The organism is Billgrantia gudaonensis (genome assembly GCF_900100195.1).
In the GTDB taxonomy this organism is placed as follows: domain Bacteria; phylum Pseudomonadota; class Gammaproteobacteria; order Pseudomonadales; family Halomonadaceae; genus Halomonas; species Halomonas gudaonensis.
In genome coordinates, this window is record NZ_FNES01000001.1 from 190,681 (window position 1) to 213,748 (window position 23,068).

Sequence of the window (23,068 nt, forward strand, 5' to 3'; positions counted from 1 at the left end):
GCGCGCCTTTCAGACACAGCGGGGATTGGCTGCGTGACGTATGACGTGGTGATCATTGGTGCCGGAGCGGCAGGGCTGATGTGTGCGCTCACGGCCGGCCATGCCGGGCGGCGGGTACTGGTCGTGGATCATGCCAACAAGGCGGGCAAGAAGATTCTGATGTCCGGCGGCGGTCGGTGCAATTTCACCAACCTCGCGTGCACGCCGGCCAACTTCTTCTCCGACAACCCGCACTTTTGCATCTCGGCGTTGAAGCGCTATCGGCCCGAGCACTTCGTCGAGCTGGTGGAGCGCCATGGAGTGGAGACCGTGGAGAAGGCGCCAGGTCAGCTCTTCTGCGCCCACTCCGCCAAGGAACTGCTGGGGGTGCTGCTCACCGAGTGCGACTGGGCCGGCGTCCAGGTGCGCTTGAAGACCTCTGTCGAGGCAGTCGCTCCCCTCGGCGACGGCATGCGCCTGGTCACTTCGCTGGGCCGGATCCATGCCGGAGCCGTAGTGGTGGCCACCGGTGGCCTCTCCATCCCCACGCTGGGCGCCTCCGGCTTCGGCTACGACCTTGCCCGGCAGTTCGGCCTCCCGGTGACCGAGACCCGCCCGGCGCTGGTACCGTTCACCCTCTCCCCGCCCTGGAAAGAGCGAGCCGCCTCGCTGGCCGGCGTCAGCTGCGAGGTGGCCGTCAGCTGTCGCGAGGGACACTATCGCGAACCGCTGCTGTTCACCCATCGTGGCCTGTCCGGTCCGGCAATGCTGCAGATATCCAGTCATTGGCGGGGCGGCGAAACCCTGTCCATCGACTTGCTGCCCGGCGAGGCGGTCTTCGATTCACTGTGCCGGGCGCGCCGTGAAACGCCCCGGCGTCGTCTCTCCTCCTGGCTGGGTGAGCGGCTTCCCAAGCGCCTGGCGCAGGCGCTGGTCGAATGGCACGACGACGACGGCGCCCTGGCCGATTACGGCAATGCCCGCCTGCAGAGCTGGGCTGCGGCGCTGAGCGATTGGCGCATCAAGCCGGCCGGTACCGAGGGCTGGCGCACCGCGGAAGTGACCCTGGGCGGGATCGATACCCGCGAGCTATCGTCGAAAACCTTTGCCGTCAATGGACTGCCACAGCTGCGCTTCATCGGCGAGGTGCTGGACGTCACCGGCGAACTGGGCGGCCACAACTTCCAGTGGGCATGGGCCAGTGGGGTGGCTTGCGGTAATGCCGTGTAGCTGGGCCAGCTCCCTGGTCTATGCTCTTCATCAGGAAGAGTCACACTCGAGGGAGAACCAAGCCATGACCATGATCGCCGTTGATCGGGCGTCGAGTGCCGAGGCGGCATCCCTTGCCGAGAGGATCGTCGACGAGGCAGTGCACCAGGCCACAACCCAGGGTTGGCAGGCAGTGCGCCTGACCGAGGTCGCCCAGGCGCTCGAGTTGCCGATGTCGGTGGTGCTAGAAACCTTCCACGACCTGGATGCCGTGGCGAATGCCTGGTTTCAGCGTGGCTGGCGGGCGATGCTCGCCGAGAAACCGGATACCTTCGCCGACTGGCCCGAACGCGTGCGCATCGAGCACTGCCTGATGGCGTGGTTCGATACCTTCGCCGCACATCGTCGCGTCACGTTGGAAATGCTGCGCACCAAGGCTCACCTACCACACCTCCACACCTGGTTACCTCTGCCATTCGACCTGTCGCGCACCGTGCAGTGGCTGCGCGAAGCGGCACGGCTCGAGGCACGCTACGGTACCCGGCGTGCTCAGACCGAAGAAGTGGCGCTGACCGGCCTGTTTCTAGCCACCCTCGGCGTGTGGGCCAACGACGATAGCGAAGGCCAGCGCCGCACGCGGCGGTTCGTGGCGAAGCGGCTGGCCCACGGCGAGCGTTGCATGAAGTGGGTGCCGATGCCTTTCCACAAGGCGCGAACGCCGACCTCAGCGATGCTGTAGACCGAGCGCCGTCGTGTGTAAGCCCCACTCAGAGGTAGCGGCCGGCGCTGGCGATCACCACGGTCGCCAGTCCCAATATCAGGTTGGTGCCGATCAGCCGACGGATGCGGCTCAGATGGTTGCCGCCCTCCGGCCAGGCTTCGACTTGTACCGTGGCAAGCAGGCGTGGGTAGGGGACGAACCAGATGTAAGCGAAGATCGTCGTCATCGCCAGGCCGAAGCCCAGCATCGAGTGGATGTGCCAGCCTGCCCTCGCCATGCCGCCGAATACGGCGAACAGCATCCACAGTCCAGTGCCGAACAGCACGGCCACCGCCGCCCATACCCAGGGGAAGAAGCGCTGGAAAACGCGTGACCACAGTGCCAGACGCTCGGGCGGGGCGAGCAGCCCGGCCGCGACCGGTCGCAGAACCATCCAGGCCAGGAACATGCCGCCTACCCAGATGACGGCGGCGATCAGGTGCAGCGCGATGGCAAGCGGCATGGGCGGCCTCCTGGATGATCAGCGAACGAGTCGAAGCAGGCGTCGTGCGCGGTTGACCAGCAGCGCGCCCGCCAGCCCGCGGCGTGCCAGCCGGATCAGTGAGTGCGGATGCCGGGCTCCCTGGTACAGCGCCACGCCACCCGCCGCGATGAAGGCCGTCTTGAAGCGCATCAGGTGATGCCAGCCTTCGTCCAGAGGGCGGCTCGCCTCGCGCCAGCGGTGGGCTTCCACCAGGATGTCGATGCGCTGCCGTTCGATGGTGTCGATGAGCTGGGCCTTGCGGTCGGCACGGCTCACGGCCGGGTGCCGGGAAGACGGCTCAGCGGGAAGGCGTGTCGTCACGGCGTCTCTCCGCCAGCTCACGGTCGGTGGCGAGCTGGGCCAAGGTGCTTTTGAGCAACGTGTGACGGCGGGCCTGGTAGCGCGCCAGCAGGGCCAGCAGCAGGCTGCCGCCCAGCAGTACGCCGGCGCTGATGGCCATCGCCGCCAGACGGTGGCTGTCCCAGAAGATCACCGCCACCAGCAGGGCGAGCACGGCCAAGCCCAGTAGCAGCATGACCAGACTCGCCCCGATGAGCAGAAGTAGGGTGACCAGCCGCGCGCGTTCTTCCTCGAGCTCGAGAACGGCGAGACGCAGACGCGTTTCGCCGGCGGCGATGAGGCTGGCTAGCAGCCGTTTGGCGGCCTCGAACAGTCGTTGTGCCGGTCCCTGGCCGGATGCCATCAGCGCCGCCCGATCAGCATGCCGATGACCATGCCCACGGCAGCGCCGATGCCGATGCTGGTCCAGGGGTTTTCGTGAACGTAACGGTCGCAGGCGTCGGCCTGGTGGGTGACGGTGTCGCGGGCCTCGCCGTAAAGGCGTTCGCCGCGGGCCTCGAGTCGCTCTCGGGTATCCTTGAGGCGCTGTTCGGCACGCTCACGCAGCTCCTTGATGTTGCTGCGGGAGTCGTCGGCGGTGGCGCTGACCAACTCCTCGACGGTACGCGACAGATGGTGCAGGTCGTCCTTCAGCTGCTGGGTGGTCGCGTCGGTGTTGGGGGTACGTGATGCCATGGCAGTCTTCCTGTGACGATGAATGACGTTCTCAGCATAGCAGCCGCCATAACGAGTTCAATCGCACTCACTGCACCGAGCTGCTGCCCGAGAACAGTGGGTTGAGGCTGAAACCGAGGCTCAGGCGCTGGTTGCGGTGATCGTAGTCGATGAGGCTTTCGCCATAACCGTGATAGTACTGCACGTGACCGCGGATGTTACCGAACAGTGGCCACGAGTAGTCGGCTTGCGCACCCATGTTGCCGGCCCCGGGATTGCCGCGCACCATCAAGCTGGCTTCGGCGTCGTCCTCGAAGCGCCGTGCCAGAGTGATGTCGCCATACCCCATGTAGCGGTGGATGTCGGGGTTGTCGTCATCTTCCGCCGATTCGGGCACCCGCCAGTGGGGAGCGACGCTGATCGCCCAGTCACCGCGCAGGAACACGCTCTCCAGGTAGAGGCGGTTCCAGCTGCGCGAGAGATCTCCGGACTGGCCGTTCGACTGGTGGTTGAAGCCGATGCGGTTGTTGGCATTGGTCCAGCCCAGGACGTCCCAGTCATTGTCGAAGGAGAAAAACAGCTCCGGTTCGTAGTTGGTCTCGCGGAACGGCGACGAGGACTCCGCGTTGTAGGCCTGCCACCAACTGCGCTGGGTGTAGGCGAAAAACAAATCGCCCCGGTCGCCGAACAGGTCCTCGAGGATGTTCACCTTGACGCTGAACTGGTATTTCACCTCGATGTCGTCGGGGCCGTTGCCGTTGGCCACGGTGCTGAAGTTGTCGGTTTCCGGGTTGCTGTTGTAGCTGATGGGCAGCAGGTAGTTGCGGCGGTGGGTCGTGATGGCCAGAGGGTTGCGCGTCGATTCCTCTTCGAGCTGGCGGCGCTGGGCGGCTTCTGCGCGGGCTTCCTGCTCTTCCAGGTCGACGGGAACCACGGTCTCTTCGGGCAGGGATTCGAGCTGGCGGTTCAGCTCGGCCAGCTCGGCATTGAGTGCCTCGATGCGGGCCTCGATCTCGGCCCGCTCGGTCCCTGCGGACGTTTCAGCAGCTTGCACGGTACCCGTCGCGACGAGCATCGCGACGGCCAGCGTGGAAGGGCGGGCGAAGGTCATGGCATACGCCTCCGAGCGTCAAAAGGACGTTCTAACACGCCGGTGAGCCAAGTCAACCGTGCGCAGTTGGCGACAGGTGATTGCCTCGTCGGCTCAACGGGCCGAGAATCGTGGCGCAGTGATCCCCTTTCGAGGTTGCCGACTTGAACGTCCGTCTCGCCTTACGTCATTCGCTGTCGTTACGCCTTCTCGGCGTGTCGCTCGTCGCTCTTGCGTGGCTCGTGCCTGCCGTTGGTGTCCTGGCGCAGGAACTGCCCACGCGCGACTCCCTGACATCGCGTCTCGAGGCACTCGAGCCGGAAGAGGGCGAAACGCCGAGCGAATCGACCCAGGCCGATATCGATACCCTCCAGGCGGCAGTGGATGCCCTGGATCGTCTAGAGGCGGTGCGCGAGCAGCGCGAGCAGCTCGAGACGCGAGTCCGTGAGGCGCCCGACGAACTGCAGCGCCTGCAGCAGGAGCTGCAGAGCATGGAGCGCAGTTCGCAGGACGAGGCGATCGAGGAGCTCGAGGAACTCTCCCTGGAGGCGCTGCAGGCCCGCCGTGAGGAGGTGAGTGCCGAGCTGTCGCGCCTCCAGGACAGGCTGGCGGATGTTTCCTCTCGGCTGCTCAACGCACAGACGTTGCCGGAGCGTGCTCAGCAGGCGATCAGCGAGGCCATGCAGCGCCAGGATGAGGTACGTCGCCAGTTGGCGGAACTGAGCGAGAGCCAGGTCGCCGAGGACGATCCGCGGCGCGTGCGGCTGCGCATCGAACGCGAACTCGCCGAGCAGACGCTGCAGCTGCATCAGCGGGAACTGGCGACCAATACTCGGGTTCGCGAGCTGGACCAGGAGCACCGCAACCTGCTGGAACGCCGGGTGGCCAGCCAGGAGGCGCGGCTGACCCTGCTGCAGGGAGTCATCGACCGGCGACAGCGCGAGCAGTCGGAGCAGGCCATTGCCGAGGCGGTGCGCGACGAGGAGGGTGTGGTCGGCCACCCGGTGGTGACCCGAGCTCAGGAAATCAACCGCGACATGAGCCTCGACCTGCTGCAGGCCACCGAACGGGGCAACCGAATGGTACGCGAGGGCCTCGAAGTCCGTCGCCAGCTCGAGCGGGTGCGCCAGCTGCAGCGCAGTCTCAACGAGCAGATCGATGCCATTCGCGGCAGCATTCTGCTGTCACGAATTCTACGCGAGCAACGCCAGTCGCTGCCGCGGGTGGAGGTACGCGGCGAGTTGCAGGATGAGATCGCCGACCTGCGCCTCAAGCAGTTCGAACTCGGTCGCCAGCGCGATCGGCTGCGCGAGAGCGAACAGCTGGCTCGTCAGCGGTTGGAAGAAGCCGATGCACAATCTTCGCCGGTACTGGTCGAATCGCTGCTGACTCTCTACCAGGGCCGCCGCGAGCTGGTGGATCAACTCGAGCAGGCGTATGGCGAAATGCTCAGCGCCGCCATCGACCTGCAGCTCAACCAGCAGCAGTTGCTGGACACGAGTCGTGAGCTGCGTACCACCATCGACGAGCAGCTGTTCTGGATCGCCAATGCGAGGCCCCTGGATCTCGCCTGGCTGCGCAGCCTGCCTGACAAGCTCCTGCTGGAGTGGCGCGAGGGCGAGTGGCGTGGCGTGCTTCCCGCCCACTGGCGAGTGCCCGATGCCGGTGGCCTGGCGGGATTGCCTGCCCTGCTGTTGGCGGTGCTTCTGGCGTTCAGTCGGGGCCGCATCCAGCGTCGGCTGGCCCGGCTGCATCAGGAGGTCGGCCACCTCAAGCGCGACTCCCAGGGGCATACGCCTCAGGCGATCGTCCTCAATGCGCTACTCGCACTGCCCGGTCCGCTCTGCCTGCTGGCGGCAGGGGCTGGACTGCTGTTGGGCGGCCAGGGGCTGGCAACCGGAATCGGCGAAGCGCTGTTGCACCTTGCCTTGGCCTGGGCGGTGATCGCCTGGGCGCGTCGTCTGCTGGTGGCCGACGGTGTGGCGACACGGCACTTCTACTGGCCGGCCGGCTATGCGGCCGCCCTGCGTCGGTGGCTACTGTGGCTGGCAATGGCGCTGGTGCCGGTGCTGCTCATCGCGCCGTTGTCGCGTGGGGCCGAGATCGAACTCTCCCAACGCCCCGTGGCGCTTGGGCTGCTGTTCACTGGCCTCGTTGCACTGAGCGTGGTGCTGGCCAAGCTGATCCTCGCCCATACGCCCTTCTTCGGCGTCAAGCTGTTCCGTTTGGTGCTCGGGCTTGCCATGGCGGCAGTGCCTCTGGTGCTGGCTGGACTGATCGCCTATGGCTACGAGTACACCGCCCTCAGCCTGGTAGGGCGCTTCGTCATCACGCTCTATCTGCTGGCACTGTGGATTCTGGTGGAGGCATCGGTGGTGCGCGGGCTGGCCGTGGCGGCGCGGCGCCTGGCCTACCGCCGTGCGCTGGCGAGGCGGCGTGCCCAGGTACAGGAAGGTGCCGAGGGTGGCCCGGAGGTGGTCGAAGAGCCACCACTGGACATGGAACAGGTCAACCAGCAGTCGCTGCGACTCTCCAAGCTGATCCTGATGATCGGCTTCTTCGTCGTGCTCTATCTGGTGTGGTCCGACCTCTTTGCGGTGCTCGGCTACCTGGAGCAGGTCACCCTGCTGGAACCCGCCGAGGGCGAGGGCGCCGAGGTGGTCGACAGCATGCTTTCCGTGGCCGACCTCTTCACGGCGCTGATGGTCGTGCTGCTCACGCTGATGATGGCGCGTAACCTGCCGGGCCTGCTGGAAGTGAGCGTGCTCTCGCGTCTCGAGCTCAAGCAGGGCAGTGCCTACGCCATTAGCTCGTTGCTCTCCTACACCATCATCGGTACTGGCGTGGTCACGGCGCTGGCCACCCTGGGCGTGGCCTGGAGCCAGCTGCAGTGGCTGGTGGCGGCGCTCGGCGTGGGCCTGGGCTTCGGCCTGCAGGAGATCTTCGCCAACTTCGTTTCGGGGCTGATCATCCTCTTCGAGCGCCCGGTGCGCATCGGCGACACCATCACGCTCGGCAACCTCACCGGTACGGTGAGCAAGATCCGCATCCGCGCCACCACGGTGACCGACTTCGATCGCAAGGAGATCATCATCCCCAACAAGACCTTCGTCACCGACCAACTGATCAACTGGTCGCTGTCGGACACCATCACCCGCGTGGTGCTCAACTACGGCGTGGCCTACGGTTCCGACCATCGCCTGGTGCATCGTCTGTTGCGTGAGGCCGCCGACGAGAACCCGCGGGTGCTCGGCGACCCGGAGCCGCAGGTATTCTTCATGAGCTACGGGGAGAGCACCCTGGACTTCGAGCTACGCATCTTCGTCAACAGCCTCGGCGACCGACTCTTCGCCACAGACGAGATCAACTGCCGGGTGGGCGAGCTGTTCGCCGAGCATGGCATCGACATCGCCTTCAACCAGCTCGACGTCTGGCTGCACAGAGCCGACGGCACGGCCAAACGCGTGGAAAGCTCGCCTAGCGGGCAGGTGATCGATCCGGCCCATCCACCGCCCGGCGCCAAGGGCGATCCCGGCGACATCGATGCGGGGGATGCGGGGCGTTGATTGCGTCGGACGGCGGGTACAGGGGCGGAGGGCGCCGATAAGTTCAGAGGGCACTTTACACGCGTTACGAGCGCAGTCGTTTGTCAACGCCCTCTCACGGCGTGCAGCAGAAACTCGCGGTTACCATCGCCACCGCGCAGCGGACTCTCCCGCCAGTGGCGGATTTCCAGGCCGTGCTCCGCGCAGCCGGCGCGGATGCGCGCCTCCACCTCGGCGTAGCGGGCGGGATCGATGACCAACCCACGGGCGTTGACGCCTTCCGGCCCTACCTCGAACTGCGGCTTGACCAGACTCGCCAGCGCGCCGCCGGGCGGCAGCAAGGCCGCGAGCTCGGGCAGAATCAGCGTCTGGGAGATGAAGGAGACGTCCATCACGGCGAGATCGGGCCCGTCGGCGTGTTGGGCCGTCAGCGCTTCGCGCAGGCGAGGATCAATGCTCATGGACCGGGCATTGAGCCCCTCCAGGCAGGTGACTCGCGGGTCGGTGCGTAGCTCGGCGTCGAGCTGGTCGTGGCCGACCTCCACGCCGATCACGTGGCGGGCCCCGGCGCGTAGGGCGCAGTCGGTGAAGCCGCCGGTGGACTGGCCGACGTCGAGCACCAGTTGGCCGGCGAGGTCGAGGTCAAGGGCCTCGATCAGCGCCTCGAGCTTGAGCCCGGCGCGCGAGACGTAGCGCTCCTCCGGGTCCACCGCCACGCTGAGCGCCGCCTCCTCGGGAAGCCTCTCGCCGGGCTTGGCGAGCACCCGACCCGTGTCGGCCAGGCTGACCCGACCGTGGCGGATCAGCCGTTGGGCGCGGGTGCGCGAGCGGGCCAGGCCCTGGGCGACGAGCAGTTGGTCGAGGCGCGGCATGACGACACCGGAGCGTGAAAGTGAGCCGGCATTATAGCTGCCCGGGCAGGGCGTGCGATAATGGCCGAATCGTTAGCCGGTTAATCGAAGGAACGGGATGTGCGGCAGACCATGGCGTGGGCACTGGGTACGGCATTGGCAGTCGGTGTCGTGGGCGGGGCGGTATTTCACTTCATGGGTTTGCCGCTGGCCTGGATGCTGGGGCCGCTAGTCGCCAACCTGATCGCTTCGGCCAGAGGCGTCGATGTGCGGGTGCCGGAGCCATTGCGAGAGGCATTCCTGGGCGTGCTGGGCCTGGTGCTGGGCAGTCAGGTGACGCCGCAACTGGCCGAGCGTGTGTTCGACTGGCCGCTGTCGGCGGCACTGCTACTGGCCGGGGTGGCGGTTTCCACGAGTGCGGCGGCGGCCTGGTATCGGCGCTGCGGGTTCGATTCGGTGAGCGCCTGGTTCGCCTCGGCCCCCGGAGCGATGACCGCGATGATCATGCTGGGAGACAAGTGCGGTGGGGAGCCTCAACGCATCGCCATTGCCCAGTCGTTGCGTATCGTGCTGGTGATCATGATTCTGCCGCCACTGTTCTGGGCCTATGAAGGCGGGGCGGGGAATGGCCAGACGCTGGTGCCAACGACGCAGGATCCATGGCTGCTGCTGGCGCTGCCGGCGCTGATACCCGTGGGGCGTATCCTGAAACTGCCGAGCCCGGGTCTACTGGCGCCGCTGGCCGTAGCGGCACTGTTGTCCGGCTTCGATATCGCCAGCCTGAGGTTACCCGACTGGGGAATGAACCTGATGCTGTGGGTGCTGGGCAGTGCCATCGGTTCGCGGTTCAAGGGCTTATCGCGTGGGCGCTTCGGCAAGTACCTGTTTCAGGCCGGAGTGGCGACGTTGGTGGCATTGGCCGTACTGGCGGCGTTCGCCGAGTTGATCCACCAACTGCTCGAGGTTCCGCGCGATGTGGCACTGCTGGCGCTGGCCCCCGGGGGGATCGGCGAGATGGCGATCCTCGCCGTGGCGTTGGACATCGACCCGGTCTTCGTTGCCTTCCATCATCTGCTACGCATGGTGGCACTGATGCTGTTCGCGCCCTTTTGGGCGCGATTCCTGCAGCGCCGCCATGCGCGCGGCAGGTGATCACTCCTCCCTGGAATCCTGGCCGGCATCCGCCTGCAGGCCGGTCGGCGGAATCCGGTCGGCGCCCCAACTGCGCTGGAGGTAGCCTGTGACCCGGTCGAGCTCCTCCTGGGTGACCTGAGCCAGTTCGCCGCGCTCCAGCGGGTCGTAATGGAAGATGTAGAGCCGCGAGGCGAACTGTTCGAAGGGCAGCGACGATTCGCCGAAGCGCTCGCCGTGGTCCGCGGTGCTCACCTTGATGCCGTCTCCCCAGTCCTGGCCGCTGTCGTTGTTGGGGTTGAAGAAGTAGACTCGCATGGTGTCCTGGGGGTCGAGGTTGACCCGCAGGATGGTGATCGCGTGCCACCCGATGAAACGCGCCGCGCTGTCGGTCACCGCGATGCCCGCCGGCTGCGGATGAATCAGCGGCTGGTTGCCGTTGTAGTAGGGGTGATAGCTGGCGTAGAAGTGGCGCAGGAAAGCGTCCAGGTCTTCCAACTGGCCGGTGGCCACGTCGACGTTGATGCGAAAGCCGCGACCGGCCCACCAGCCGTGGAACTCCGGGTTGACCCAGCGGTGCGGGTCGCCTTCGCGGCCGATGCAGCGCCGCCCCATCTCGGCGTAGATGCGGTCGAGGTGGGGCACCACGATCAGCGACACCGGGTCGAGGTCCATGGGCAGGGTCTGGGCGACGCCCGACAGGCTGGCCATGGAGGAGAGCGGCATGCCCTCGAAGTGCATGATGATCTCGTCGTCACGCGCCGCCCAGGCCACCATCTGCAGCAGGTAGTCGGGATCGTTGTAGGCCCACATGGAGAGTGCCCGGGCCGACTGGCAGGTGGGGTTGTTGCCCTGGCCCACGCCCAGTGGCAACCCCAGCATGCACAGCACGCCTTCCAGCAGCCGGGCACGAGGCGAGACGGCCTCGCCGTAGGCGAGGTTGAGGCGTGCCTGGGACCACTCGGAGAGCGTCAGCCCCAACTGGCGCCACATGGCCGGCGCCACCGGTGGCTGGTAGAGGATGCCGCGTTCCAGCATCAGCGCCAGCCCGTAGGCGGCCTGGGGCGTGCTGGGATGCACGCCGCTGCGAATCAGGGCGTGGGTCAGCTCGCGGTAGCACATCAGGCAGTCGCGGCCGGTGGAGGAGAGCCCCAGCGCCTCGGAAAGCAGATGATCGCTGTGGTCCAGCAGGTGGCGCAGCAGCACCGGATGATAAGCGGAGACCAGCCCGGTGTCGTGCATGGCGCGGGCGAAGCCGGTGGCCTCGCCCTGCAGCGCAGTGGCGTCCATGCTCGACAGCCGTTCGCGGTAGACCTCCAGCCCCGGGTCTTCCCGGCAGGCCCGGGTAGGGCCGAACAGCGAGCTGACCAGACGGTCGGCACCCTGGCCGCTGGCGCCCAGGTCGATCTCGGGGTTGGTCTGGCAGATGGCGATCTGGGTGATCATCTGCTTGACCGGCTCCACCTGGATGGGGCGCTGTTCGAGGATGCGCCAGATCTCCTCGATCAGCCGGTCGATCACGTGCTCGTAGCCGATGCGCTCGGCCAGGTGCTGAAACAGGTTGCGCGGCAGCTGGGCCAGACGACCCTGGGTTTCGCGCTCGGCCTCGGTGGGTGCTCCGAACAGTAGCCACAGGTTGATGGCCAGCGTCTGGGTCAGGTAGTGGTGCGCCTGTTCCGCCGACATCTGCGGGTGCAGATAGTCGCCCTTGGCGACCGCCAATAGCCGCAGTTCGCTGAGCGCCTCGATCACCACGGTGTTGGGGTCGGGGCTTTTCAGCGCATGGGTGGTCAGGGTCGGCACCAGGTATTGTGGGGTCTCCCAGTCCGAGCCCAGGAACACGCCGGCCTCTTCGAGGGTACGGGCCCGCTGTTCGATGGCCGCACACCCCCCGGTCTGCAGCATCACCCGCCGGGCGGTGTCGAGCACACGGGGCAGCTTGCCGGGCTTGGCGAATTCGCGGGCCTGCGCCAGCAGGTTGATCGCCTCGTCCAGCTTGTCGAGCAGACCGAGCAGCTTGCCATCATCGGCGGCGCTGCCCGGGCTCGTTTCATCATGCGTCGTCACACCGACTCCTCGTCGTCAGGCTGTCATTGTCGTCATGACGCCTTGGACGGCTAGGGAAATCAAGCTTAGATATAGAAATCCAGGTCTTCCATGTGCTTGAGCAGCTCCTTCATGCGCGCTGCCTCGTCGCCCTTGAAGTAGATCAGCCCCCAGTGGGTGCCGAAAGCGGTCCGCTTGGTCACCGTCTCCTCCATGGGCGCCGTCAGTTCGTGGGACTCGAAGTAGGGGTCGTCCTCGACCTCCTCGGGAATCTCCAGCTTGCTGACCACGCGGCGACGCGGATAGACGCCGAAGCAGCCGGCATAGCCGTCGGCATCCTCCACTTCCTTCGGGAAGAAGGCCTCGACCTCCTCCACGGTGGATTTCGGGTCGAACACCAGCATGGAAGCCTGGTAGGCATTGAAACCGTAGACCCGCTCCAGCAGCTCGAACACCTTGAAGCCGGGCGGCCGGTAGGCCACCTCGCCGAAGTACATCTCGCCGTCATTGGTGACGAAGTATTCGGGGTGGATCAGGCCGAACTCGATGTCGAAGGCCTTGATCAGCTTCTCGATCTGGGCGGTGATCTGCGGGCGGTACTGCTCCAGCTCCGGCGAGGCCGGCACGAAGACCGAGTAGCCCAGCGTCACGTACTCGGAGATGTTGAGAAAGACGATCTTTCCCTTGTGGATCCACGCCTCCACGGCGAATTCCCAGCCGTCCAGGTGCGACTCCATCAGCACCGGGAATTCCTCCTCGGGAATGGTGTCGACCTCGTCCGGGGTGCGGATCACCCGGTGCCCCAGGCAGCCGGCCTTGTCGAAGGCCTTGAGGTGGATGGGGTCGTTGGGGTCGCCGTCGAGCTTCAGCAGGGTCTGGTTGACCCGCTTGAGGAAGCGGATGACGTCTTCCTTGTCGTGGGCCTCTTCGAAGATGCCCACGCGGATGCCGCCCAGCTGGGCGCGGCGCTTCATCAACGCCTTGTCGCGCAGCAGCAGCGACTGGCCGTAGAGACGCGGGTTGTCGAGCAGCAGCGAATTGATGGCGCCGGCCCACTCCACGGTTTCCTCGAACAGCGGGATCGCCACGTCGACGCCCATCTCCTGCAGGGTCTCGGCGATCTCCATGGAACGGTCGTTGAGGCGCTCGAAGTTCCAGGAAACGTAGGGGATGTCGTGCTTCTGGCAGTACTCTTCCGCCCAGTCCGGCGCCACCACCACGTAGCGTCGGTCGAAGTTCTCGGCGGCCTCGATGGCGTTGAGGCTCCAGCCCAGCAGGGCGATGTAGCCCTTGTTCGGATCCTTCTGCATGGTGTGCCTCCGGTCGTTGGGGGGAAAGTTCCTTTCACCATACACCAGGAGGGGTGGGGCTTCATGCTCGGGCGGCATATCGTCTGTCGGTAATGCAGACCCATGCCGGGGTGTCATCATCAGAAATTGAGCCGCCACTGCAGCGTGACCTCGTTCTGCCGGTAGCCGTGATGGATGGTGTTGCTGTCGTTGTCGACGTGCTTGAAGCGCAGCTCCGGGTAGGCGTCGAAGATCGACAGCTTGGGGAAGCCCAGCGTGGCGATGACGGCATCCTGGGTGTCTTCGCGCCTCACGCCGTAGAAGAAATTGTGGGCATCGTTCTCGAAGTGCTTGCGCTGCACCATCAGGTTGGCGAAGACGCCGATGTCCTGGCGGCGATGGAAGACCCCGGCGCGAAACGCGCGCTCCTCGCTGCTGTGAACCTCGTTGGCATAGTCGTTGCGATGGAAGTCGATGCCGCCGTACAGCTGGGTGCTGTCGCCGAGATAGTAGGCGGCGGTGAGGGAGGAGGTCTTGCGGGTGTAGTCGGCGTAGAGCTCGCTGTCCTCGCCGCGGTAGTGCAGGCGCTTGATGCCTGCCTGAAGGCTGAGCCGCAGCTTGGGGGTCAGAAAGTAGCGCCAGTTCGTCTGGAGCCCCGGTGCGCGGTAGCTGGTGCGGCCGTTGCGGTAGTAGTTCTCCACGTAGGGCAGCAGATTGGCGGTCAGCCGCGCGTTGGCGAACTGATAGCCCAGGTACAGCAGGCTGGTGTTGTCGCTGTAGTTCTCGAGCGTGGCGCTCGCCTCGGCGCGCTCGCGATAGAGGGTGCCGTGGCTCACCGGGCGGATCAGCAGGTTGTGGTGGCTGCCGAGAGCGATGCGCTTGCTGGCCACCAGGTCGTAGCGCATGAAGGGAGAATCCATCGGCTCGGGCAGCTCGAGCCACCCCAGGCAATGGCCGGCGAAGTCCCAGGCGCACTGCCGGTAGCCGTTGGCCTGGTTGACGTTGTCGCTATGGCCCACGCCCAGGGCCATGGAGCCCTGCCAGCGGCCGCGTTCGTCCACGGCGTCGACGTACTGCTGCAGCAGGTCTCGGGTATCGGCGGGCAGGCTGTTGCTCAATGCCCGTTCGAACAGTCGCCGTGCCTCGCGGTCCTGGTTGTCCTCGGCGTAGGCGCGGGCCAGTTCCATCTGGGTGCGCATGTCGTCCGGGGCGGCGTCGTGGGCGCGCTCCAGCCGCTCGATCGCCGCGCCGTAGTCGCCGGCGTGCCGCGCGGCCAGGCCCTCGGCCATCAGCGCCAGGTGGGGCTCGTGCCCGTCGAGCTGGCGGTATGCCTCGACCAGGGCGCGAACCGTGTTCCACTGGCCGGTATTGATGGCGATGTAGAGCGCCGGCTCCAGGTCTTGCAGGGTTCGCTCCAGGCGATAGGGCTGGCCATCGACGATGACGGAGAGCTCGCCCTGCGGCTGCAAGGGGGTCCACTCGGGGCGCTCGAACTGCTCCATGGTGCGGCTGGCGTCGTCCAGCAGGCGGCGGGTGTCGTCGTCATCGGCCTGGGCTGCCGGTGCGGCCAGCATGGCCAGCAGCAGCCACGCGGCGGCGCGGCGATATCGCCCGGGCAGGGCGGGGGCGGCCGTGCCGCGGTGAAAACAGCAGAACATGGGTGCCTTCCGGGATGGGTTGACGCTGAGTAGAATGGGGCCGGCGAACCGGCCCCGGGTTGGCATGGCTCGAGCGGATACCGGACCCGATATCCGCCGGTTCGGCGCGCTTCACCAGTGGCAGCCGGTGAAGCGCACTCTTCTTCAGGGCGTGATGGTGCCGCCGGTCTTGCTGCCGCCGAAGGCGACATCGTCGGCGGCACCACTGGAGCCGGTGTAGATACCGGCCAGGGCCTCGGCGCCGTTATAGAAGCGGCCCTCGATATCCTGACTGCTCCCGCTAGCACGGGTGAAGGTGCCGTTGTCGAGGATGTCGGTACCGGTGAAGTCGACGGTGTCGGTACCCCGGTCGATGGATCCGGAAAGCGAACCGGAGCCGGACGCGTAGCTGGCGGCCAGCGTGCCGGTATACACGTCCGGCGAGCCGGGCAGGTTGCTGCCCACGCCGGTCTGCTGGATACCCACCACGCTGTAGGTGGCGTCGATGGCCGTCGGCATGCTGTCGCTGTCTACCGCATCGTCACCCACGTACCAGACGGTGCGCTCGCTGCTCGACATGTTCAGGTCGGTGCTGTCTTCCGCGGCGTAGCCGCTGCCCTTGGGCGACCATTCGCCGAAATAGACCGAGCTGCCGTCCACCTGGCCGATCACCAGGCCACCGAAGTTCGGCATGAACGACGACACTGCCGAGGGCGGCACGATCATCTGGCGCACGCTGTTGATGCGGGTGGTGCTGCCGTTGTAGGCCACGTCGCTCTTCCACACCTGGGCGATCTTGGTGTCGCCCATGATCAGTCCGGCCAGGAAGTTGATGTCCTCGCCCTTCAGGTAGTAGTTGCCCAGGCCGTCGGCGCCGCGGCTGATGGCGTTGTTGGACTGGGCGATGGGGCCGCCGGCCAGGTCGATGTAGGCGGAAGAGCCGGCCAGCTTGAGGCCGGCATCGCCGCTACCGAACAGGGTGGAGCCTCCCGTCTCCACGTTGTCCGGGTCGGATGAGCCCCCTGCCACGTCGGCGGCAAGGGCCGGGGTGGCGCCGATGGCGGCGGCCAGCAGGCTGGTGAGTACTAGCTGTGCCTTCATGGTATTGCTCCTTGGTTGAGTTGGTTACATCTCCGGTTTTTTATGAAAAACCGGCAAAAAAGCGCATCAGAAGCGGAATTTCAGCCCGGCGGTGACGGTGCGGCCCGGGCCGGGCACGGGAATCTTGGACATGGGGTCCATGTAGTACTCGTCGGTGACGTTGGTGACGCCCAGGTTCATGCTCAGGTGCGGGTTCACGTGGAAGCGCGCGTAGGCGTCGTGCAGCAGGGTCTCGTGCCAGAACAGCTGGCGCATGCTGCTCTCCTGCCAGACGTCCGCGCCGTAGCTGGTGTTGAGCAGGTCGTCCAGTTGGTCGTTCTCGGCCTTGGCGTGGTAGGTGGTGCGCCAGCCCAGCTCCAGGCGCCGGTCGAGCAGGCGGGTGCCCAGCTCGGCATTGATGGAATACTTGGGCTGCAGGCTGGTGGCGGTCAGGGTGTCGGGGAAGCCCCCGGTCATGCACTCGGGCACGCGGTTGTAGTACACGTCCATGCCGTAGGCGTAGTCTTCGTCGCACAGCTTCTGGTCGAGGCGGTAGGTGGCCCCCAGGCTGCCGAAGAAGCGGCCGCTGTCGAAGCGCGACTGGAATTCGATACCGCTGAGCCGCTTCTCGTCGAACTGGATGACGTCGAGCGTCGAGGTGCGCTCGATGAAGTCGTCGATGGTGGTGTCGAAGTAGCTCAGGCGCGCATCGGCCCGGTACAGGGACGGGAAGAACTGGGTCAGGTCGTGGGCGTAGCCGATCTCCCAGTTGGTGCTGCGCTCGGGCTTGCTGGCACCCTGGGTGCTGAGGGTGCCGACCGTGCCGCCCAGGTTCACCGAGGTGGAGGCAATCTCGAAGATGCTGGGGAAGCGGGTGGTCTGGGCATAGCGCGCAAATAGGGTGCTGTGCGACGCCACCTGGAGCGTGGCCGAGAGCATGGGTGACCAAGCCTCGCCGGACTGCTTCTCGGGAGCGGCCCAGCGCTGATCGGCGGCCAGCTCCTCATAGACGGCGGTACCCGTACGGGGTGTATTTCCTCTGGTCCTGATCGGAACTTCCACCGCCTGCCCGTGAATGTCGACGGTGGATACCGTTTCCGTCTCATCTAGCGGCTCGTCGCCGAACGGGCTCTGCGAGGCATCCGGTTTGCCGTCGACGATGGGTACGACAACCTCCTTGTTCCAGTACCAGATGCCATCAGCGTAGTCTTGGAAAATGCCGTCCGGCCCTCCTCTGAACTCTTGGACAGCAGCATGGGCTTCATTCCGCGCCGCCATGGCTGGGGTGGTAATGTCGTCGTAAATCCACGCATCCCAATCCGCGTCAGTGAGGGCAGCGTCCGCGTCCAAGTAATTTTCTGCCAGGGTGTAGTACGTGTTCCTTTCTTCTTCCGTTAGCAGCTCACCGTAGCTCAGCTCCACCCCGGTCTTGACCCGATCGGCCGCGGCGTTGGCGATCTGCTGGCGGCGGCGTTCGGCCAGCCCTTCGTCGTAGGAGGAGTAGCGGTTGTAGCGGGTGCCGGCGGTCAGGGTCAGCCAGGATGTGGGCTCCCACTCGAAGTTGACGGAGCCGCTGTATTCGCGCCGTTCGCCGGAGCGCGGGCCGTAGTTTTCGGTGGCGTAGTGGAACATGGCGCCGTCCGGGCCAATGCCGCCGCCGCTGGCGGCCATCTCGGCGACCCTTTCGTCGAGGCTCTCGTCCTGGAAGGCGCCGGCCACGGTCATGGCCAGGTTGTCGGTGAGCCGCATGCGGTTGCTGACATCGAAGCCGGCGCGGTCGTGCTCGGTCCACTGGGCGCTGCCGGGGTAGATGGTGCCGTCGTGGTCCGGCTCTTCCGGTTCGGTTCCGCCCAGGTTGGGGTTGAGGCTGGGATCGGTGAAGCAGTTGAAGTAGGGGGCGCCGCTGGGCAGGTTGCCCACGTTGCCGGATCGGCAATAGTCCCAGTCCGCCTTGAGGTCGTTGTAGGCGTCCAGCGCGGGGCTTTCATGTATGTAGTAGGCGCCGCTGCCGGTCTGGTGGCGCACGCCGTCGGTCTTGGTCATCCACAGGCTGCTTTCCAGGTCGATCCATCGCGAGCCTTCGGGCTTCCAGGCGTGGCTGAGCTTGTAGGTGTCCAGGCGCAGTTCGGAGCGCGGGAATTCGGCCACCAGCTGGCCGTCGATGTCCAGGTGCTCCTGTTCGGCAAAGCCCAGCGAGCTCAGCGCCTGCGCCGGCCCGGTTTCGGCGAACTCCAGGTCCAGGCGCATGAAGCTCAGGCCGATCTCGTGGTCGTCGGGCAGGTACCAGTTGTTCTTCACCAGGGTGGTTTCGGTGTCGCTGGAGGTGCTGAGGATCTCGTTGCCGGGATAGTAGAGCTTGGTCAGGTTGGGAAAGTTGGCCTCGGTATCGATGGCGTAGGCATCGTTGTTGGTGTACTTGTCGGCGCCGTGGGTACCGGCAAAGTAGTTGCCCTTGCTGCGCCGGCTGTGCGAGATCAGAAAATCGGTGACCTCGTTGCGGGCGGCGATGGTGAGCATCTCCGTATGGTCGTCGAAGTTGAACCGATCATCGTTGTCTTTGGTGCGCGGCACGGGCTGGGGGATGTTGACGTTGTTGCTGCCGCCCAGTTCGGCCCCCGGAATGTCGCGGTAATCCATGCCGAAGTAGCTGTTGGCATCGACCTGGGGGTCCACCGTGTTGCCGGAGCCTTCCACTTTGACTTCGATGCCGAAGTTGTCGCCTTCGGGGATGATGTCGTCGGCTTCGATGGTCCTGACATTGACCGCTCCGCCCACCCCGCTCTTGATGCCGCGGCTCAACGAGGGGCCCTTTTCCACCTCGATGCTGCGGAACAGGGCCGGATCGACGTAGTTGCGGTTGCCGACGCCATACACCTGCAGCCAGACGTTGGTGGACTGTTCGGTGCCGTCGACGGTGAGCGGTATCCGGCCCTCGCCCGACAGCCCGCGGATGTTCGGCGTGATCGAGTGGCCGTTACGGGCATCCATGCTGTAGACGCCGTTCATGCCCTTGAAGACATCGGCAGGGTTGGCGGTTTGGTAGCGCTCCAGGTATTCCCGGTCGATATAGAGGTTGGTGACGTTCTGGTCGTAGACGTCGTCGTATTGCTCCTGGTCTTCGTCCGGCGCCGCGGCGGTGACCGTGACCACCGAGAGATCGGATTCGCCGCTTGCCGTGCGGCCTTGCAGGCGGTAGCGCCCCGGGGCGGTGCGCTGTGCGCTGAGCCCGGTGTCGGCCAGCAGCTCGTCGAGTGCTGCGGAGACGTTGAACCGGCCCTGCACGCCGGGGCTGCGCTTGCCTTCGGCAAGCTCGCTGGCGCCCACCAGGAAGATGCCCGCCTCGCTGGAGAAGCGGTTCAGGGCCTGTGCCAGCGGCCCGGCGGGAATGTCGTAGTGCCGCGTGGCATCCTCCGTGGCGCCGCTTTGTACCGCCGCCGGCTCGCTGGAAGACTGCGCCTGGGCGGCCATGGGCCAGGCGGAGAGGGCCAGCAGGCTGCCCGTCATGATCGCCTTCACGGCCAGGGGCAGCGGGCCGGGCGGGAAGGGAAGGGCGAGCGTTCGGGGCGATGGAGTGACCGAAAGGGTGCGACGGCGTTGCATGGAAGGATGGCTCCCTGAATGAAAGGTTGGCTTCGGCGAGCGCTTCTCCGCCGCCCGGCGGGCTGGCCGGGCGATGCGTGTCGCTCGTCTACCTCCCTAATCACGCGAGGGGCCTAAAAGCGGAACCGTGATGCGAAAAAAAATGCGGGCGTTTCGCATTGGTGGCGAGCATGGATCGTGCGTCACGGTCTCGGGGTCGGCCAGGAGGGAGCCCGTGCTTCCTCTAGCGGCAGCGTTCCGGCAGCTGCATTGCCAATCGGCATCGGCAAAAATATAATCAGAAATGATATTCGATCTCAAATGCGTGAGATCGACAACGATGGAGTCGACATTCGCTCATGGAATACCCCGTCCTGCTGGTGCTTCACCTGGGCTGCGCCATCCTGTTCATCGGTGTGGTGGCGTTCGAGGTGCTTTTTCTGGAACCCATCCGCAACCATTTGCCGGACGGCATGATGGAGCGGGTGGAGGCGGGCATTCATACCCGGGCCCGCCGGTTCATGCCCTGGGTGGTCGGTCTGCTGTTCGTCTCGGGTGCCGCGCTGGTGGGGCGGGTCTACTGGGATGCCTGGTACCCTGCGTTTTCGAGCCCGTTCTCGACCCTGCTAAGCCTCAAGATCCTGTTGGCCCTCAGCGTGCTGGTGCATTTCGTCACCGCCATTCGGGCTTCGCTATGCAGCACCATGACCTCGCGCCGCTTCAAGCTGACCCACTACAGCGTGTTCGCCCATATGGTGCTGATCGTGATCCTGGCCAAATTCATGTTTCATGTGTGAGGGGTGGCGGGGACCGAGAGTTCGCAACGCTCAGTCACTGTTTCAAGTGCAAGGCTGGCGCCATAGAACCTTATCGATGCAAATTTCAATGCTGACGCGCATTGCCGTGCTCATAGCGCGCCCAGCGCCGCTGATTCCGCCTGTTTTGAGGCCGGCATTCTCGTGCATCAGGCGTCGGGTCTGGTTGCGGTCGAAACGTCTGGCCGTGAGGCCTTCAACTGCTTGATCCAGAGTGTTCGACAGGTAGCGATCCAGCCTCGTTGGCGGCGCGGGCGATGGTGTCGGCGACCCATTGGTTGAGGCTCTTGCCGGATGCCTGGGCGGCAACGTTGGCGGCGGCATGTACCTCGGGGGGGATGCGCAGCAGTACGCGGCCGGATGCGGGCTTGAGCGGTTGACGCCCGGTGGTGCGGCAGTCTTCCAGATAGTGATCGACGGCTGCATGGAAGGCATCGGTCAGTTCGGCCACGCTGTCGCCGTGGAAACTGATCCGGTCGGCGATTCCGAGCACGTGTCCCACGAATACCTCGTCCTCGGCGTCGAATTCGATACGGGCGGTATAGCCTTGATACGTGAGTACGTTGGTCATGGCCTGATTCCTCTCTCGTCTAGCCAGGCGCGTACATCCTCGACCTGATATTTCTTGGCCTCCTTGCCAGGGTGCGGGCGGTGCAAGTAAAGCCGGCCGCCGGCACCCAGTTCAAAAGCCACACGCGACCCATCGCCTTCACGAACGTCACCGCCCAAGGCGATGACAAGCGCTTCAATGTCGGCGAACACGATCCCGCTGGCCGTGGGATGGCGATAGAGGGCCTTGAGGATTCTGCGGTGCTTGGCCTTCATAAGAGGATAGTATCTTTGAGTGATATCATGGCGCAACGCTCAGTCGCTGTCGGCCTGGGGCTCGATGCTGACCCACCAAGGCAGGCGGCGCTGGATGCGGATGGGCAGGGCCGAGGCCAGCATGTCGAGGGTGGCGTCGGTGTCGTCGATGGGAAAGCTGCCGAACACCTTCAGGTCGGCGACGGTGGGGGAGAGGCCCAGGTGGCCGCTGCGGTAGCGGCGCAGCTCCTCGACCAGTTCGCCGAGCCGCATGTCCTCGACGATCAGCACGCCCCGGCTCCAGGCCTCGCGGGCGCTGTCGGTCGGCGCCAGCGGTGCGATGCCGTCATGGGTGAAGCGGGTTCGGCGGCCGGCAGGCACGACGTTCCAGGCCCCCGACTGGGTGGCGATTTCCACGGCGCCGGCATGGACGCTGAGTTCGCTGCTCTCGCCGCGCCGCCGGACGGTGAAGCGAGTGCCGAGTGCACGCAGCCGGCCCTGGGGCGTTTCGACGACGAAAGGGCGTGACGGATCGCTGGCGGTGTCGATGAGGATTTCCCCTTCGATCAGCGAGAGAGTCCTGTACCGGGCATCATAGGCTTCGTGGATGGCGGTGGCGGTATTGAGCCAGACCCGACTGCCGTCCGGCAGGGCGATCTCGCGGATCTCCCCGGTGGCCGTGCGGTAGTCGGCGTTCCTGGTGCGTGTCAGGTAGGGCAGCGGCGTGCTGCGCCAGGTGAGCCAGCCGGCCAGCCCGATACCGACCACGGCAACGAGGCTGCCCAGGGCGCGCCGGCGCTGCATCACCCGGTCATTCGCCTTCCACAGCTCCTCCGCGGTGCCGCGCGGATCGGGGGTCGTCTGCAGGGTGGCGAAATGGCGGCTGACCGACTCCACGTAGCCCCAGGCACGGCGGTGCTCCACAGCGGCGGCCATCCAGGCCTGCCAGCGTTCGCGATCGCCGGCGTCGGCTTCTTCCGAACGCAGCAGGGCGTACCATTCGGCCGCCTGCTCCAGGCTCTCGTGGGAGGGTTCGCTGGCGTGGCCCATCAGTCGGTGCCGTGCAGCGCATCGAGGGTTTCCCTGGCCTGCAGTTGCATGCAGCGCAGCATGCCCCGGGCAACGTACTTGCGCACCATGCGCGGGCTGATGCCCAGCTCTTCCGCCGCTTCCCGGTCGGTCAGTTGACAGGCGGCGGCCAGGAAGAAGGCGCGCGCCGCCTTGGGGGGCAGTTCGAGGAGCATGGCACTGATCTCGTTCAGCGCCTCCAGTATCATCGCCTGCCGTTCCGCGGAGGGCGCATGCTCCTGCGGGCGAGCGGCCAGGGTATCCAGCCAGGCCCGCTCGACCTCTCGACGCCGCCACAGGTTGATGCACATGCCATTGGCCATGGTACGCAGATAGCCGCGGGCCTCGCCGTGGCTGGCGAAACCGCGGGAGGCGGGCTTGAGCATGAGGCGCAGAAAGGCGTCGTGGGCCAGGTCGGCGGCGTCGCTGGCGTTGCCCAGGCGTCGGCACAGCCAGCTTCGCAACCAGTCGTGATGCTGACCGTACACCGTCTCGATGCTGATGGTCGGTGCGGTTGCCCCCAGCGTTTGCATGACTCGTCGACCCTCGGGTTCCCCAGCGAGTCCGATGAGTCTAAAGCCTGTATCAAATAAAAACAATTATCGTTACCTTGTTGGGTCGAGGGTTGAGTTGATGCGCATCAATACCCTGGTATCAGGTGTTTTACTTGCAGTCTCATGGCGGCAC

20 protein-coding genes are annotated in these 23,068 nt (G+C 65.7%); 5 read left to right on the forward strand and 15 right to left on the reverse strand.

Annotated features, from left to right (window positions below; all coding sequences use genetic code 11):
* Positions 1-33: 33 nt before the first annotated feature.
* Complete coding sequence (locus tag BLP96_RS00845) at positions 34-1,209, forward strand: BaiN/RdsA family NAD(P)/FAD-dependent oxidoreductase (RefSeq protein WP_245682112.1); 1,176 nt, start codon at positions 34-36, stop codon at positions 1,207-1,209.
* A gap of 64 nt (positions 1,210-1,273) precedes the next feature.
* Positions 1,274-1,927 carry a TetR/AcrR family transcriptional regulator gene (locus tag BLP96_RS00850; protein ID WP_089682122.1) on the forward strand — a complete coding sequence of 218 codons (654 nt, stop codon included), beginning with the start codon at positions 1,274-1,276 and terminating at the stop codon, positions 1,925-1,927.
* A 28-nt stretch (positions 1,928-1,955) separates the two neighbouring features.
* Here the strand turns inward: BLP96_RS00850 and BLP96_RS00855 are convergent, their stop codons facing one another.
* The 5 genes from BLP96_RS00855 to BLP96_RS00875 all read right to left on the reverse strand — a co-directional run bounded on the left by BLP96_RS00855 (position 1,956) and on the right by BLP96_RS00875 (position 4,557).
* The gene (locus BLP96_RS00855) at positions 1,956-2,411 is read right to left on the reverse strand and encodes a CopD family protein (RefSeq protein ID WP_089682124.1); all 456 of its coding nucleotides are present in this window, start codon (positions 2,409-2,411) and stop codon (positions 1,956-1,958) included.
* Positions 2,412-2,429: 18 nt separating this feature from the next.
* The gene (locus BLP96_RS00860) at positions 2,430-2,753 is read right to left on the reverse strand and encodes a YqjK-like family protein (protein WP_176761421.1); all 324 of its coding nucleotides are present in this window, start codon (positions 2,751-2,753) and stop codon (positions 2,430-2,432) included.
* Positions 2,731-3,135 (reverse strand): phage holin family protein, encoded by a 405-nt coding sequence (locus tag BLP96_RS00865; protein ID WP_089682128.1) that lies wholly within the window; start codon positions 3,133-3,135, stop codon positions 2,731-2,733. The genes BLP96_RS00860 and BLP96_RS00865 overlap by 23 nt, the downstream gene beginning before the upstream one ends.
* Complete coding sequence (locus BLP96_RS00870) at positions 3,135-3,467, reverse strand: ElaB/YgaM/YqjD family protein (RefSeq protein WP_089682130.1); 333 nt, start codon at positions 3,465-3,467, stop codon at positions 3,135-3,137. The genes BLP96_RS00865 and BLP96_RS00870 overlap by 1 nt, the downstream gene beginning before the upstream one ends.
* Positions 3,468-3,534: 67 nt before the next feature.
* Positions 3,535-4,557, reverse strand: coding sequence for a phospholipase A (locus tag BLP96_RS00875; RefSeq protein ID WP_422666795.1), 1,023 nt, complete (start codon positions 4,555-4,557; stop codon positions 3,535-3,537).
* 143 nt (positions 4,558-4,700) lie between these two features.
* Here BLP96_RS00875 and mscK point away from each other — a divergent pair, with 143 nt between their 5' ends.
* Positions 4,701-8,102, forward strand: coding sequence for a mechanosensitive channel MscK (mscK, locus tag BLP96_RS00880; protein WP_089682132.1), 3,402 nt, complete (start codon positions 4,701-4,703; stop codon positions 8,100-8,102).
* Between the two features lie 83 nt (positions 8,103-8,185).
* Here mscK and BLP96_RS00885 read toward each other — a convergent pair whose 3' ends face one another.
* Positions 8,186-8,953 (reverse strand): TlyA family RNA methyltransferase, encoded by a 768-nt coding sequence (locus BLP96_RS00885; RefSeq protein ID WP_089682133.1) that lies wholly within the window; start codon positions 8,951-8,953, stop codon positions 8,186-8,188.
* Between the two features lie 111 nt (positions 8,954-9,064).
* On the opposite strand from BLP96_RS00885, the gene BLP96_RS00890 reads away from it, so the two are divergent.
* The gene (locus BLP96_RS00890) at positions 9,065-10,084 is read left to right on the forward strand and encodes an AbrB family transcriptional regulator (protein ID WP_089682563.1); all 1,020 of its coding nucleotides are present in this window, start codon (positions 9,065-9,067) and stop codon (positions 10,082-10,084) included.
* Here the strand turns inward: BLP96_RS00890 and BLP96_RS00895 are convergent, their stop codons facing one another.
* From BLP96_RS00895 to BLP96_RS00915, 5 genes are all read right to left on the reverse strand, one after another.
* A complete protein-coding gene (locus BLP96_RS00895; protein WP_089682135.1) occupies positions 10,085-12,130 on the reverse strand; it encodes a transporter permease in 2,046 nt (681 codons plus the stop codon). It lies immediately after the preceding gene.
* 65 nt (positions 12,131-12,195) lie between these two features.
* On the reverse strand, positions 12,196-13,419 hold the full coding sequence (locus tag BLP96_RS00900) for an ATP-grasp domain-containing protein (RefSeq protein WP_089682138.1): 1,224 nt from the start codon (positions 13,417-13,419) through the stop codon (positions 12,196-12,198).
* Positions 13,420-13,538: 119 nt separating this feature from the next.
* On the reverse strand, positions 13,539-15,056 hold the full coding sequence (locus BLP96_RS00905) for a surface lipoprotein assembly modifier (protein WP_176761422.1): 1,518 nt from the start codon (positions 15,054-15,056) through the stop codon (positions 13,539-13,541).
* Positions 15,057-15,200: 144 nt separating this feature from the next.
* Positions 15,201-16,136: a Slam-dependent surface lipoprotein gene (locus BLP96_RS00910; RefSeq protein ID WP_089682142.1), complete on the reverse strand. Its 936-nt coding sequence runs from the start codon at positions 16,134-16,136 to the stop codon at positions 15,201-15,203.
* A 66-nt stretch (positions 16,137-16,202) separates the two neighbouring features.
* Positions 16,203-19,715 (reverse strand): TonB-dependent receptor, encoded by a 3,513-nt coding sequence (locus BLP96_RS00915; RefSeq protein ID WP_089682144.1) that lies wholly within the window; start codon positions 19,713-19,715, stop codon positions 16,203-16,205.
* Between the two features lie 338 nt (positions 19,716-20,053).
* On the opposite strand from BLP96_RS00915, the gene BLP96_RS00920 reads away from it, so the two are divergent.
* The gene (locus BLP96_RS00920; RefSeq protein WP_089682146.1) at positions 20,054-20,491 is read left to right on the forward strand and encodes a hypothetical protein; all 438 of its coding nucleotides are present in this window, start codon (positions 20,054-20,056) and stop codon (positions 20,489-20,491) included.
* Positions 20,492-20,705: 214 nt separating this feature from the next.
* On the opposite strand, the gene BLP96_RS00925 is transcribed toward BLP96_RS00920, so the two are convergent.
* From BLP96_RS00925 to BLP96_RS00940, 4 genes are read right to left on the reverse strand one after another with little or no spacing between them, the layout of a single operon-like run.
* On the reverse strand, positions 20,706-21,080 hold the full coding sequence (locus BLP96_RS00925; RefSeq protein ID WP_089682148.1) for a type II toxin-antitoxin system HicB family antitoxin: 375 nt from the start codon (positions 21,078-21,080) through the stop codon (positions 20,706-20,708).
* Positions 21,077-21,334 carry a type II toxin-antitoxin system HicA family toxin gene (locus BLP96_RS00930; protein ID WP_089682150.1) on the reverse strand — a complete coding sequence of 86 codons (258 nt, stop codon included), beginning with the start codon at positions 21,332-21,334 and terminating at the stop codon, positions 21,077-21,079. The genes BLP96_RS00925 and BLP96_RS00930 overlap by 4 nt, the downstream gene beginning before the upstream one ends.
* A 39-nt stretch (positions 21,335-21,373) precedes the next feature.
* Positions 21,374-22,363, reverse strand: coding sequence for a FecR domain-containing protein (locus BLP96_RS00935; RefSeq protein ID WP_089682152.1), 990 nt, complete (start codon positions 22,361-22,363; stop codon positions 21,374-21,376).
* Positions 22,363-22,914, reverse strand: a complete 552-nt coding sequence (locus BLP96_RS00940; RefSeq protein WP_089682154.1) for a sigma-70 family RNA polymerase sigma factor — start codon at positions 22,912-22,914, stop codon at positions 22,363-22,365. The genes BLP96_RS00935 and BLP96_RS00940 overlap by 1 nt, the downstream gene beginning before the upstream one ends.
* Positions 22,915-23,068 lie beyond the last annotated feature (154 nt).

Coding starts and splice junctions, on each gene's coding strand:
- BLP96_RS00850 (WP_089682122.1), top strand. CDS start 1,274: ATGACCATGATCGCCGTTGATCGGGCGTCGAGTGCCGAGGCGGCATCC.
- BLP96_RS00855 (WP_089682124.1), bottom strand. CDS start 2,411: ATGCCGCTTGCCATCGCGCTGCACCTGATCGCCGCCGTCATCTGGGTA.
- BLP96_RS00865 (WP_089682128.1), bottom strand. CDS start 3,135: ATGGCATCCGGCCAGGGACCGGCACAACGACTGTTCGAGGCCGCCAAA.
- BLP96_RS00870 (WP_089682130.1), bottom strand. CDS start 3,467: ATGGCATCACGTACCCCCAACACCGACGCGACCACCCAGCAGCTGAAG.
- BLP96_RS00875 (WP_422666795.1), bottom strand. CDS start 4,557: ATGACCTTCGCCCGCCCTTCCACGCTGGCCGTCGCGATGCTCGTCGCG.
- BLP96_RS00885 (WP_089682133.1), bottom strand. CDS start 8,953: ATGCCGCGCCTCGACCAACTGCTCGTCGCCCAGGGCCTGGCCCGCTCG.
- BLP96_RS00890 (WP_089682563.1), top strand. CDS start 9,065: ATGGCGTGGGCACTGGGTACGGCATTGGCAGTCGGTGTCGTGGGCGGG.
- BLP96_RS00900 (WP_089682138.1), bottom strand. CDS start 13,419: ATGCAGAAGGATCCGAACAAGGGCTACATCGCCCTGCTGGGCTGGAGC.
- BLP96_RS00905 (WP_176761422.1), bottom strand. CDS start 15,056: ATGTTCTGCTGTTTTCACCGCGGCACGGCCGCCCCCGCCCTGCCCGGG.
- BLP96_RS00910 (WP_089682142.1), bottom strand. CDS start 16,136: ATGAAGGCACAGCTAGTACTCACCAGCCTGCTGGCCGCCGCCATCGGC.
- BLP96_RS00915 (WP_089682144.1), bottom strand. CDS start 19,715: ATGCAACGCCGTCGCACCCTTTCGGTCACTCCATCGCCCCGAACGCTC.
- BLP96_RS00920 (WP_089682146.1), top strand. CDS start 20,054: ATGGAATACCCCGTCCTGCTGGTGCTTCACCTGGGCTGCGCCATCCTG.
- BLP96_RS00925 (WP_089682148.1), bottom strand. CDS start 21,080: ATGACCAACGTACTCACGTATCAAGGCTATACCGCCCGTATCGAATTC.
- BLP96_RS00930 (WP_089682150.1), bottom strand. CDS start 21,334: ATGAAGGCCAAGCACCGCAGAATCCTCAAGGCCCTCTATCGCCATCCC.
- BLP96_RS00935 (WP_089682152.1), bottom strand. CDS start 22,363: ATGGGCCACGCCAGCGAACCCTCCCACGAGAGCCTGGAGCAGGCGGCC.
- BLP96_RS00940 (WP_089682154.1), bottom strand. CDS start 22,914: ATGCAAACGCTGGGGGCAACCGCACCGACCATCAGCATCGAGACGGTG.